Below are 11495 nucleotides of genomic sequence, written 5' to 3'. Positions count from 1 at the left end.
GCACCCGGAGGTTTGACGTGCTCAGTGCCCCCCTCGGCCCCGGCGCCGAGCTCTGTCCCCTCGAGCCCTGGCAGGCGGACGAGCTGGCCGCCTTCACCGACCGGGCGCGGGAGCACCTGACGCCCTGGCTGCCCTGGGCGCACGACGTGAAGGACACGGCGTCGGCACGCGCGTTCCTCCAGCGGTACGCCGACCGGCAGGCGGCCGACACCGGGCGGATCTACGGCATCCGGCTGGACGGCGAGCTGGTCGGGGGCATGATCTACCGGATCTTCAGCGTGCCGCAGGGCAGCTGCGAGCTGGGCGCCTGGCTGGCCCCCGGCGCCCAGGGCCGCGGCCTGGTCACGCGGGCCGCGGGCGCGATGATCGACTGGGCGATCGGGGCGCGCGGCCTCGCGCGGGTCGAGTGGCTGGTCAGCCCGCTCAACGCGCCGAGCATCGCCGTCGCAAGGCGCCTCGGCATGACGTGCGAGGGCACGATGCGCAGCGTGTTCGCCATGGGCGGCACGCGGCACGACCTCCAGGTGTGGGCCCTGCTGGCCGACGAGTGGCACAAGGAGAACGCGCCTCACCCACACGGGTGATTACGCGCCGGGCGGCCACACCACCCCCTTCCTTTGGCCTGAACAGAACTCCTGGTCAGCACGCCTGAGACACCCGCCCGGAGCGCGCGGGCGCGCGAGGGGGCGCGCGGACAATGCGCAACGCGCTGTTCCAGCCGCTACTCCGAACGGTCAAGCTGAACATCGTGATCAGCAAGGTGATCAGCGATGTGATCAGCGATCCGGATGAGGGAGTGGCGTGATGCCCGTCGATCTCTGCATGCCGGGACCCCCCGCGGCGGCCCGCCGCGGCAGTGGGCTGCGTCGTCAACGGCCCGGGCGAGGCGAGGGAGACGCATCCGGGTGTTTCATCGGGCGACGGCCAGGGTCACATCTTCGTCAAGGGCGACATGATGCGCACCGTCCCTGAGTCCCGCGTCGTCGAGGCGCTCGTCGAGGAGGCGCTCGCCCTCACCGGGACGGCCGCCGCCACCGAGCCCGTCGCCCCCACCGAGCCACCCGCCCCCACCGAGCACCGCCAGGAAGCCGAGGCCCCGTCATGACCACCGTCCCTGACACGGCGGGCGGAGCGCACACCGCCCGCGACACCCTGCGCGACGCCCGCGCGCTGCTCGACCCCGCCCTGCGCCAGTGGATCCACCGGCTGCCCACGCCGGTGGCCCGCGTGGCTTCGTACCACTTCGGCTGGACCGACGCCTCGGGCCGCCCCGACGACGCCCCCGCGGGCAAGGCCCTGCGCCCCGCGCTGGTCTTCGGCTGCGCCGAGGCCGTGGGCGGCAGCGCCGAGGAGGCGGTGGCCCCCGCCGTGGCCGTCGAGCTGGTGCACAACTTCTCGCTGCTGCACGACGACATCCTCGACGGCGACACCACGCGCCGCCACCGGGCCACCGCCTGGACGGTGTTCGGCTCGTCCGCCGCGCTGCTCGCCGGGGACGCGCTGCTGATGCACGCCAGCAGGGTGCTGACCGAGCAGCCCGCCCCGCTCGCCGCCGTCACCGGCATCCGCTGGCTCAGCGAGGCCACCACCCAGCTGATCGAGGGCGAGCACACGGACATCAGCTTCGAGGACCGCTTCCATGTGTCGCTCCCCGAGTGCCTGGCCATGACCGAGCGCAAGACGGCGGCGCTGCTCGCCTGTTCGTGCGCCCTCGGCGCGCTGTGGGGCGGCGCCTCGCCCGAACGCGTCGAGTCGCTGCGGCGGTTCGGCACCCACCTGGGCATGGCGTTCCAGCTCACCGACGACCTGCTCGGCATCTGGGGCGACCCGGCCGTCACCGGCAAGCCCGCGGGGGCGGACCTGGCCAACCGGAAGAAGTCCCTGCCGGTCGTCGCCGCGCTCGACTCGGGCACCCCTGCCGCGCGCCGCCTGTCCGAGCAGTACACCCGCGAGCAGCGCAGGGACCCGGGCCAGGCCCCGCCGCCCGAGCCGGAGGAGACGGCGCTGCTCGCGTCCCTGGTGGAGGAGGCGGGCGGCCGGGCGTGGGCGGAGGAGGCGGCCGAGGAGGAGCTGCGCCTGGCGCTCGCCTGCCTCGACGCCGCCGAGCCCGCCGACCCGGCCGGGGCGCACCTGGCCGCGCTGGCCCGGCTCGCCGGGCACCGAGACCGCTGACGGACGCCGAAGGGCGCCGAGGGAGAAGGCTTTCGATGGGGAAGGTACTGCTGGCCGCCCCGCGCGGGTTCTGCGCGGGCGTGGAGCGGGCGATCGAGACCGTGGAACGGGTGCTCGAGCGCCATGGCCCCCCGGTCTACGTCCGGCGGCAGATCGTGCACAACACGCACGTGGTCAGGGACCTGGCCGACCGGGGCGCCGTCTTCGTCGACGAGCTCGACGAGGTGCCGGTCGGCTCCGTCGTGGTGCTCTCGGCGCACGGGGTGGCCCCCGAGGTGCACGCCCAGGCGGCCGAGCGCGAGCTGTCCGTGGTGGACGCGGTCTGCCCCCTGGTCACCAAGGTCCACCGCGAGGCGGAACGGTTCGCCGCCGAGGGGTACCAGATCGCGCTCGTCGGCCACGCCGGGCACGAGGAGGTGACCGGCACGGTGGGCCACGCCCCGGGGCGGATCACGGTGGTGGAGTCGCCCGAGCAGGCGAGGGCGCTCCCGGTGGCCGACCCCGAGCGCGTCGTGTGGCTGTCCCAGACGACGCTCGCCGTCGACGAGGTCGCCGAGACGGTCGGCGCGCTGCGCGAGCGGCTGCCGCTGCTGACCGACCCGCCGGGCGACGACATCTGCTACGCCAGCCAGAACCGACAGGACGCGGTCCGCGCCATCGCTCCCCGCTGCGACCTGCTGCTGGTCGTCGGCTCGGCCAACTCGTCGAACTCCGCGCGCCTCGTCGAGGTGGCGCTGCGCGCGGGCGCGGGCGACGCGCGGCTGATCGACGACGCGGGGCAGGTCAGGGACGAGTGGTTCGACGGCGTGACCACCGTGGGCGTCAGCTCCGGCGCCTCCGTCCCCGAGGTGCCGGTGTCCGGGCTCGTCGCCGCGCTGGCCGAGCGGGGGTTCGCGGAGGTGGAGGAGGTGCAGGTGGCCGATGAGACGCTGCGGTTCGCGCTGCCGAGGCGGCTGGCCGCGGTCAGCCCTCCCCCGAGGAGTCCTGCTGCCGCTGCACCAGCCGCAGCAGATGGTCCGCCAGCCGCTGGCCGCCCGTCGGGTGACGGGTGATCAGCAGCACCGTGTCGTCACCCGCGACGGTGCCGAGGATGTCGTGGAGCTGCGCCTGGTCGATCACCGAGGACAGGAACTGCGCGGCGCCCGGGGGCGTGCGCAGCACCACCAGGTTGGCCGACGCCTCGGCGGAGATCAGCAGCTCCTCCGCGAGGCGCGCCATCCGCACCTCCTTGGCCGACTCGCCGAGCGGCGCCTGAGGGGTGCGGAAGCCCCCCTCGCTCGGCACCGCGTAGATCAGCTCCCCCCCGGTGTTGCGGATCTTCACCGCGCCCAGCTCGTCGAGGTCGCGGCTGAGCGTCGCCTGGGTGACGCTCAGTCCGTCGTCGGCCAGCAGCTTGGCCAGCTGGCTCTGCGAGCGCACCGGCTGCCGGCCCAGGATGTCGACGATCCGCCGGTGGCGGGCGGTCCGGGTCTGCGGTACTGCGCTCCCGGCGGGCTGCCGCTCCTCGGTCATGCTCCCTCATCGTTGGTCATCGCGTTGCACAGCTCATCGCGTTGCGCCGCTCATCGCGCCGCGGCCGACGTGTCGGCGGCGTCCAGGATGCCGGGCAGGGCCCCGAGCAACGCGTCCACCTCCGCGTCCCCCACGACGAGGGGCGGGGCGAGCCGCACCACGTCGGGCGCGACCGCGTTCACCAGGAACCCGGCGTCCTGAGCCGCACGTTGCACCTGGGGTGCCAGGGGCTCGGTGAGCACGATACCCAGCAGCAGCCCGGCGCCCCTGACGCGGTCGACCAAGGGGTGCCCCAGGCCCCAGACGCCTTCACGCAGCCGCTCCCCCGCGGCCTTGACGCGTCGCAGCAGGTCGTCGGAGGCGATGGTGTCGAGGACGGCGAGGGCGGCGGCGCACGAGACGGGGTTCCCGCCGAACGTCGAGCCGTGCGTCCCCGCCGTGAGCAGCTCGGCCGCCTCGCCGAACGCCAGGGTCGCGCCGATCGGCAGGCCACCGGCAAGCCCCTTGGCGAGCGTGATCACATCGGCGTCGACGCCCTCGGCCTGCCCGGCGAGCCAGTGCCCGGTGCGCCCGATGCCCGTCTGCACCTCGTCGAGGACCAGCAGCGTCCCGGTGGCGCGCGTGATCGCGCGGGCCTCGGCGAGATAGCCGCCGGGGGGCACGACCACGCCGTTCTCGCCCTGGATGGGCTCGAGGATCACCAGGGCGGTGTCGGTCGTGACCGCGGCCCGCAGCGCGTCGGCGTCGCCGTAGGGGACATGGGTGACATCGCCGGGCAGCGGCCGGAACGGGTCCTGCTTGGCGGGCTGCCCGGTGAGGGCCAGGGCGCCCATGGTGCGGCCGTGGAACCCTCCCTCGGCGGCGACCATGTGCGAACGCCCGGTGAGGCGGCCGATCTTGAACGCCGCCTCGACGGACTCGGCGCCCGAGTTGCAGAAGAAGACACGCCCTGGGCGGCCCGCGAGCGCAAGCAGCCGCTCGGCCAGGGCGACCGGGGGCTCGGCCACGAACAGGTTGGAGACATGGCCGAGGCGCGCGACCTGCTCGCTGACGGCGCGGACCACGGCGGGGTGCCCCGTGCCGAGGGAGTTGACGGCGATGCCCCCGACGAAGTCGAGGTACGCGCGCCCCTCGGCGTCCCACAGGCGGGCGCCCTCGCCATGGGTGAGGGGCAGCCTCGGGGTGCCGTAGTTGTCCATCAGGGCGCCCTGCCAGCGGGCGGTGAGCGCGGCGTTGCCCGAAGCGGCGTCGGTGGGGGCGGTGTCGGTGGGGGCGGTGGCGTTCTGGGCTGTGGCGTTCATGTCGGCTCTCCCTCGCCTGCCCCGTCGGGCACGACCATCGTCCCGATCCCCTCGTCCGTGAAGATCTCCAGCAGGATGGCGTGCGGGACGCGTCCGTCTATGACCCGCGCGGTGCGCACGCCGTTCCGCACGGCGTGCAGGCAGCCCTCCATCTTGGGCACCATGCCGCTGGCCAGGTCGGGCAGCAGCTTCTCCAACTCGCTCTCGGTGAGCCTGCTGATGACCTCGTCGCTCGCGGGCCAGTCGGCGTAGAGGCCCTCGACATCGGTGAGCACCATCAGCGTCTCGGCGCGCAGCGCGGCGGCAAGCGCGGCGGCGGCGGTGTCGGCGTTGACGTTGTAGACGTGGTCGTCGTCGGCGCCGCGGGCGACGGACGAGACGACCGGGATGCGGCCGTCGCGCAGCAGGGCCTCGATCGCGCCGGTGTCGGTGGCGGTGACCTCGCCGACCCGGCCGAGGTCGACGCGCTCCCCATCGACGTCGGCGTAGCGCTTGACGGCGGACATCAGGTGGGCGTCCTCGCCGGTCATGCCGACGGCGAGCGGGCCGTGCCGGTTGAGCAGGCCGACCAGCTCGCGCTGGACCTGGCCCGCCAGCACCATCCTGACCACGTCCATGGCCTCGGGGGTGGTCACGCGCAGCCCCGCGCGGAACTCGGAGTCCAGGCCGAGCCGGTCGAGCTGGGCGCTGATCTGGGGGCCGCCGCCGTGCACGACGACCGGGTGCAGCCCGGCGTGCCGCAGGAACACCACGTCCTGGGCGAACGCGGCCTTGAGCGCGTCGTCCACCATGGCGTTGCCGCCGAACTTGATGACGACGGTCCTGCCGTGGTGCCGCGTCAGCCAGGGCAGGGCCTCGATCAGGATGCGGGCCTTGGGGAGCGCGGTGTGCTTGCGGGGCGGGCGGGGGGTGTGGGGGGCGCTCATGAGGAGTACGCGCTGTTCTCGTGGACGTAGTCCGCGGTGAGGTCGTTCGTCCAGATGACGGCGGACCCGGTGCCCGCGGCGAGGTCGGCGGTGATGGTGACCTCGCGGAAGCGCATGTCGACCTGGCCGCGGTCCTCGCCGTAGGAGCCGTTCTTGCAGACCCACACGCCGTTGATGGCGACGCTGAGCTGGTCCGGCTCGAACGTGGCCGACGTGGTGCCGATGGCGGCCAGGACGCGGCCCCAGTTGGGGTCCTCGCCGTGGATGGCGCACTTGAGAAGGTTGTTCCTCGCGATGGAGCGGCCCACCTCGACGGCCTCTTCCTCGCTCGCGGCGCCCGTGACCTCGACGCGGATGTCCTTGGACGCGCCCTCGGCGTCCTTGACCAGCTGGGTGGCGAGGTCGGCGCACACCGCGTGGACGGCCCCGGCGAACGCGGCCGCCTCGGGCGCGGTCCCCGAGGCGCCGGAGGCGAGCAGCAGCACGGTGTCGTTGGTGGACATACAGCCGTCGGAGTCCACACGGTCGAACGTCGTCCTGGTGGCGGCGCGCAGCGCGGCGTCGAGCTCAGGGGCGGCCACGTCGGCGTCGGTGGTGAGGACGACCAGCATGGTGGCGAGCCCCGGGGCGAGCATGCCCGCGCCCTTGGCCATGCCGCCCACGGTCCAGCCGTCGCCGCGCGCGACGGCGGTCTTGTGCACGGTGTCGGTGGTCATGATGGCGAGGGCGGCCTTCTCGCCGCCGTGCGGGGACAGCTCGGCCGCGGCCGTCCCGATGCCGGGCAGCAGCTTGTCCATCGGCAGCCGCAGGCCGATCAGGCCGGTGGAGGCGACGGCGATCTCGGCGGCGTTCAGCCCGAGCACCTCGGCGGCGCGCTCGGCGGTGGCGTGGGTGTCCTGGAAGCCGAGGGGGCCCGTGCAGGCGTTGGCGCCACCGGAGTTGAGCACGACGGCGGAGACCTGGCCGCCCTTGAGCACCTGCTCGGACCAGACGACGGGCGCGGCCTTGACGCGGTTGGCCGTGAAGACGCCCGCGGCGGCGGTGCTGGGGCCCTGGTTGACCACGAGCGCCAAGTCGCGGCGGGCGCCGCCATCCCCCGGTGCCTTGATCCCCGCGGCGACCCCCGCCGCGGTGAACCCCTGTGCTGCCGTAACGCTCACGGTGCGACTCCGATCGTGGAAAGTCCCAGGTCCTCGGCGAGGCCGAGGGCGATGTTCATGCTCTGCACCGCGCCGCCCGCGGTGCCCTTGGTGAGGTTGTCGATGGCGCTGATGGCGATGACCCGGCCCGCCGCCTCGTCGAGGGCGACCTGCACGAGCGCGGCGTTGGACCCCACGACGGCCGCGGTGGTGGGCCACCGGCCCTCGGGGAGCAGGCGGACGAACGGCTCGCCCGCCAGGGCCTTGGCATAGGTCTCGCGCACGGTGGCCGCGGTGACGCCGGGCCTGGCCCTGGCCGAGCACGTGGCGAGGATGCCCCGGGGCATGGGCGCGAGGGTGGGCGTGAACGAGATCGTCACGCGCTCCCCGGCGACCGCCGAGAGGTTCTGCGCCATCTCGGGGGTGTGCCGGTGGACGCCGCCGACGCCGTAGGGGCTGAGCGAGCCCATGACCTCGCTGCCCAGCAGGTGCGGCTTGAGCGAACGCCCCGCGCCCGAGGTGCCGGACGCGGCGACGATCACGGCCTCGGGCTCGACCAGGCCCGCGGCATACGCGGGGAAGAGGGCCAGGGTGACCGCCGTGGGGTAGCAGCCGGGTACCGCGACGCGCCGCGTCCCGGCCAGCGCCTCGCGCGCGCCCGGCAGCTCGGGCAGGCCGTAGGGCCAGGTCCCGGCGTGCGGGGAGCCGTAGTAGCGCTCCCACTCCGCCGCGCTCCCGAGGCGGAAGTCGGCGCCGCAGTCCACGATGAGCACCCCGTCGCCCAACTGCTCGGCGACGGCGGCCGACTGCCCGTGCGGCAGGGCGAGGAAGACGACGTCGTGCCCGGCGAGCACCCCGGCCGAGGTCGGCTCGAGCACCCGGTCGGCCAGCGGGAGCAGCTGCGGCTGCAACGCCCCCAGCGGCTGCCCGGCGTTCGCGTTGCCCGTCAGGGCCCCGATCTCCATCGAGGGGTGCCCCAGCAGCAGCCGCAGGACCTCGCCCCCCGCGTACCCACTGGCACCCGCCACCGCAGCGCGCACGGCCATCGCCTCCTCCTGAGTGACAGGATAACTATACGTAGCACCACAGTTTTATGCAATGGGCCACCGAGGGGCCCGCCGCACTCCCCCGCGCCGCGTACCACACGGGAGGCGGGACCCGTCCCGGTGGGGTCGGGCTACAACTGGGGATCGTCGCCCGACGTCCGTCCTCCCGGAAGGAAGTGCTCGTGGCACCCGTTCCGCACAGGCTCCCCGCACCGCTCGTACCGCTCCGGTGTGTCCTCCGATCGGCCCGCGGGCCTGGGGAGCCGGTCGCCCCATGAACGACATCCACGCCACCGAACTCCGCGCCACCGACATCCACACCCACAAGGTCCTCGCCCGCGGAATCGACAACCTGCTCGCGCGCCAGCACGACGACGGGCACTGGTACGAGGGACCGCACACCAACGTCAGCGCCGAGTCGGCCGACATCATCACCCGGCACTGCCTGGGCGTCGCCGACACGACCGTGCTCGAACGCACCGCCAGGCGCGTGCGCCGGGGACAGCGCGACGACGGGTCGTGGCCGATGTTCCCCGGGGGCCCTGGGCACCTGTCCGTGACCGCCGAGGCGTATGTCGCGCTGCGGTTGTCCGGTGACAGGACCGACGAGCCGCACCTGCGGGCGGCCGCGGAGTTCTGCCGACGCCACGGCGGGCTCGACGCGGCGCGCACCGAGACCCACTTCTGGCTCGCCCTGCTCGGCATCCGCGGGTGGGACCGCGTTCCGCCCGTCCTGCCCGAGCAGATCCTGCTCCCCGCGGGTGTCCCGGTCGCGGTGCGCTCGCTCGGCGTGTGGTCGCGGCACCTGCTCACGCCGCTCTCGGTCATCGCGGCCCGGCGGCCCGTCAGGCCCGCCGGGTTCGACCTGCCCGAGCTGCGCGATCCCGCGTCACCCGCCGAGGCCGCGCGGCCCGGCGCGGCGGAGCGGGTCATGGGCGCCTACCACCGGCACCCGCTGCGCCCCCTGCGGAACCGGGCGCTGGCGCGCGCGGAGCTGTGGCTGCTGCGCCATCAGCAGGCGAACGGGTCGTGGTTCCACGTGTTCCTGTTCTCGGCGCTCGGCACGCTGGCCCTCAAGGCGCTCGGCCACACCGCCGAGAGCAACGCCTACCGCGCGGCGCTCACCGCGCTCGACGGCTTCGGCGAGACGGTCGAGACGCCCGACGGGGTCGAGCGCCGGATCGTCCCGTGCCCAGGGGCCGTGTGGGACACGGCCTACTCGCTGCTCGCCCTGGCCGACGCGGGGGTGGAGCCCACGCACCCCGCGGTCGGGCGGGCCCGCGCCTGGCTGGTGGCCACGCAGTCCGCGAGCGGCGGCGACTGGCAGCGCGACCGGCCCGAAGTGCCGCCCGGCGGCTGGCCGTTCTCCCCGGGCCTGAACGCCTTCCCCGACGTGGACGACACCGCGGTCGCCGTCACCGCGCTCACCCGCCTCCGCGCCGCGCACGAGGAGCCGCCCCCCGCCGAGGCCGAGGCGGTCGAGGCCGAGGCGGTCGAGCGGGGCAGGGGCTGGCTCGTCGGGCTCCAGTCCCGCGGGGGCGGGTGGGCCGCCTACGAGTCCGGCGACCTGTCGCGGCTCACCGAGCTCTCGCAGCGCCTGCCCTACAACGACCACGGCCCGATGCTCGACGTGCCCGTCGCCGATGTCACGGGCCATGTCCTGGAAGCCCTGGGCCCTGGGGCGTCGGCCGCGGCAGGAGCCAGGTGGCTGCTGGCCCAGCAGGAGCCCGACGGCTCGTGGTTCGGCCGGTGGGGCGTCAACCACGTCTACGGGACCGGCAGCGCGGTGCCCGGGCTCGTCGCCGCGGGCGTCGACCCCGGCGACCCGCGCGTCCGCCGGGCGGTCGACTGGCTGCTCGAGCACCAGAACGCGGACGGCGGCTGGGGCGAGGACTGCCGGTCCTACGAGGACAGGGCGCACCGAGGCCGCGGCCCGAGCACCCCGTCGCAGACCGCCTGGGCGCTGCTCGCCCTGCACGCCGCCGGGGTGGGCGCGGACGACGAGCGGGTGCGCGCGGCGTTCGCCTGGCTCGGGGAGAGCCAGCGGCCCGACGGCTCGTGGCACGAGGAGGTCTTCACCGCGACCGGCCAGCCGGGCGAGATCTACTTCTCGTATCCGGCGATCGTCCAGGCGATGCCCGTCATCGCGCTCGGCAGATACCTCGCGCCCCGCGAGCCCGCCGAGCCCGCCGAGCCGACGGGCCGACCGGAGACGCGGGTCGCCGCGGAACGGGGGAACGACCGTGGCGCGGAGTGAGGGCGAGACCCTGCCGGAGGCGGAGCCCGCGCCCTCGCGGCCGACCCGGGAGTGGGCGGCGTTACCCCCGCACGAGCTGGTGCGCCTGGTCCGCCGCAGCCAGGGGACCGTGGGCGCCGCGCGCGTGGCGCGCGTGCTGGTGGCGCTGAGCAGGCCGCGGACCTGCACGCCCAGCCTGACCGTCTTCGCGCTCGGCTACGGCATCGTCGCGGGCGACGTGCGCTGGCAGTTCTGGCTCGGCGCGTTCCTCATGCTGACGACCGGGATGCTGGCCAACCTCTACAACGTCCACACCGACGTCGACGAGGACAGCGTCAACATGCCGGGGCGGCTCGGCCTGGTCGGCGAGATCGGCTGGCACCGGTACAGGACCGCCCTGGTGGTCTGGAGCGCGGTGGTGGCGCTGGCGTCGCTGCCGCTCGGGCCCGGGCCCGCGGCCGTCTTCCTCGTGGTGCTCGCCGGCTCGCACCAGTACTCCTACCGGCCGCTGCGGCTCAAGGCCAGGCCCGTCGCGGGACTGTTCGGCTTCGCCCTCGCCGGCTACGGGCCCTTCGTCTTCGGGTATGGGGTGGCCCGCTTCGCCACGGGCCGGGTCGACCCGCGCCCCGACCCGGCCGCGTTCTGGTGGCTGCTCGCCCTGATCACGCTGTGGTTCGTGGCCAAGGGCCTGGTGAAGAACGTCCCCGACTACGACGGCGACAAGCGGACCGGGCTGCGCACCTCGGCCACCGTGTTCGCGACCCGGCGGGCCGCCGCCGTCGCGGCCGGTGCCACGACCGTCGGCGTGCACCTGGTCGCCCCGCTGTTCGTCTTCCTCGCGCATGGGAACGAGGGCGCGCGCAGCCTGAGATGGCTGCTGCTCGTGCCCGCCGTGCTGTTCGCCGCGGTCCAGGCCGTGCGGATGGCCAGGGCCGTCGGCACGCGGGCCAACAGCGTCCTCAAGCAGGACATGTGGTTCTCCTTCGTGTTCATCGCCCTGGTCCTGGCCCTGTCCGTACCGGCCGCGGTCACCGTGCCCGCGCTCGCCGCCACGGTGCTGCTGATGGTCGCCGTCGACGCGCTGCGGATCGACTCCCGCGAGAACAGCCTCGCCCGCCCGACCGCGGGCTGACCCAGGGGCGGATCGCCCCACCCCCCAACGG

The 11495-nt window shown here is 74.6% G+C and carries 11 protein-coding genes and 1 pseudogene; 7 read left to right on the top strand and 5 right to left on the bottom strand.

The genetic code is table 11. The features are described from left to right. Window positions 1–17 precede the first annotated feature (17 nt). The 5 genes and pseudogenes from D7318_RS01025 to D7318_RS01010 all read left to right on the top strand — a co-directional run bounded on the left by D7318_RS01025 (window position 18) and on the right by D7318_RS01010 (window position 3224). Complete coding sequence (locus D7318_RS01025) at window positions 18–584, top strand: GNAT family N-acetyltransferase (RefSeq protein WP_120694887.1); 567 nt, start codon at window positions 18–20, stop codon at window positions 582–584. 272 nt (window positions 585–856) lie between these two features. Then, window positions 857–943 (top strand): annotated as a pseudogene (locus D7318_RS34870) (hypothetical protein); the annotation flags it as partial. Between the two features lie 12 nt (window positions 944–955). Continuing rightward, window positions 956–1105, top strand: coding sequence for a hypothetical protein (locus D7318_RS34865; RefSeq protein WP_408055438.1), 150 nt, complete (start codon window positions 956–958; stop codon window positions 1103–1105). Then, window positions 1102–2172 carry a polyprenyl synthetase family protein gene (locus D7318_RS01015; protein ID WP_120694885.1) on the top strand — a complete coding sequence of 357 codons (1071 nt, stop codon included), beginning with the start codon at window positions 1102–1104 and terminating at the stop codon, window positions 2170–2172. Before D7318_RS34865 ends, D7318_RS01015 begins: the two co-directional genes overlap by 4 nt. A gap of 35 nt (window positions 2173–2207) precedes the next feature. Further along, window positions 2208–3224 (top strand): 4-hydroxy-3-methylbut-2-enyl diphosphate reductase, encoded by a 1017-nt coding sequence (locus D7318_RS01010; RefSeq protein ID WP_120694884.1) that lies wholly within the window; start codon window positions 2208–2210, stop codon window positions 3222–3224. On the opposite strand, the gene D7318_RS01005 is transcribed toward D7318_RS01010, so the two are convergent. The 5 genes from D7318_RS01005 to argC are packed head-to-tail and all read right to left on the bottom strand — an operon-like array spanning window position 3136 to window position 8096. After that, window positions 3136–3684, bottom strand: coding sequence for an arginine repressor (locus D7318_RS01005; protein WP_120694883.1), 549 nt, complete (start codon window positions 3682–3684; stop codon window positions 3136–3138). The genes D7318_RS01010 and D7318_RS01005 overlap by 89 nt on opposite strands. A 50-nt stretch (window positions 3685–3734) precedes the next feature. Beyond that, window positions 3735–4985, bottom strand: coding sequence for an acetylornithine transaminase (locus D7318_RS01000; RefSeq protein ID WP_120694882.1), 1251 nt, complete (start codon window positions 4983–4985; stop codon window positions 3735–3737). Continuing rightward, window positions 4982–5911 (bottom strand): acetylglutamate kinase, encoded by a 930-nt coding sequence (argB, locus tag D7318_RS00995; protein ID WP_120694881.1) that lies wholly within the window; start codon window positions 5909–5911, stop codon window positions 4982–4984. The genes D7318_RS01000 and argB overlap by 4 nt, the downstream gene beginning before the upstream one ends. Beyond that, window positions 5908–7071, bottom strand: a complete 1164-nt coding sequence (gene argJ, locus D7318_RS00990) for a bifunctional glutamate N-acetyltransferase/amino-acid acetyltransferase ArgJ (RefSeq protein WP_120694880.1) — start codon at window positions 7069–7071, stop codon at window positions 5908–5910. The genes argB and argJ overlap by 4 nt, the downstream gene beginning before the upstream one ends. After that, the gene (gene argC, locus D7318_RS00985; RefSeq protein WP_120694879.1) at window positions 7068–8096 is read right to left on the bottom strand and encodes an N-acetyl-gamma-glutamyl-phosphate reductase; all 1029 of its coding nucleotides are present in this window, start codon (window positions 8094–8096) and stop codon (window positions 7068–7070) included. Before argC ends, argJ begins: the two co-directional genes overlap by 4 nt. A gap of 274 nt (window positions 8097–8370) precedes the next feature. Between argC and shc the strand changes: the two genes are divergently transcribed. Further along, the gene (gene shc / locus D7318_RS00980) at window positions 8371–10353 is read left to right on the top strand and encodes a squalene--hopene cyclase (protein WP_183091238.1); all 1983 of its coding nucleotides are present in this window, start codon (window positions 8371–8373) and stop codon (window positions 10351–10353) included. Then, on the top strand, window positions 10340–11464 hold the full coding sequence (locus D7318_RS00975) for a UbiA family prenyltransferase (protein WP_183091239.1): 1125 nt from the start codon (window positions 10340–10342) through the stop codon (window positions 11462–11464). Before shc ends, D7318_RS00975 begins: the two co-directional genes overlap by 14 nt. Window positions 11465–11495 lie beyond the last annotated feature (31 nt).

This window comes from Streptomyces radicis, assembly GCF_003626575.1.
Classification (GTDB): domain Bacteria; phylum Actinomycetota; class Actinomycetes; order Streptomycetales; family Streptomycetaceae; genus Streptomyces; species Streptomyces radicis.
Note: the sequence above shows the minus strand (reverse complement) of the source record. Positions and strands in the feature narration are given on the sequence as shown.

Coding starts and splice junctions, on each gene's coding strand:
- D7318_RS34865 (WP_408055438.1), top strand. CDS start 956: ATGCGCACCGTCCCTGAGTCCCGCGTCGTCGAGGCGCTCGTCGAGGAG.
- D7318_RS01015 (WP_120694885.1), top strand. CDS start 1,102: ATGACCACCGTCCCTGACACGGCGGGCGGAGCGCACACCGCCCGCGAC.
- D7318_RS01010 (WP_120694884.1), top strand. CDS start 2,208: ATGGGGAAGGTACTGCTGGCCGCCCCGCGCGGGTTCTGCGCGGGCGTG.
- D7318_RS01005 (WP_120694883.1), bottom strand. CDS start 3,684: ATGACCGAGGAGCGGCAGCCCGCCGGGAGCGCAGTACCGCAGACCCGG.
- D7318_RS01000 (WP_120694882.1), bottom strand. CDS start 4,985: ATGAACGCCACAGCCCAGAACGCCACCGCCCCCACCGACACCGCCCCC.
- argB (WP_120694881.1), bottom strand. CDS start 5,911: ATGAGCGCCCCCCACACCCCCCGCCCGCCCCGCAAGCACACCGCGCTC.
- argC (WP_120694879.1), bottom strand. CDS start 8,096: ATGGCCGTGCGCGCTGCGGTGGCGGGTGCCAGTGGGTACGCGGGGGGC.
- shc (WP_183091238.1), top strand. CDS start 8,371: ATGAACGACATCCACGCCACCGAACTCCGCGCCACCGACATCCACACC.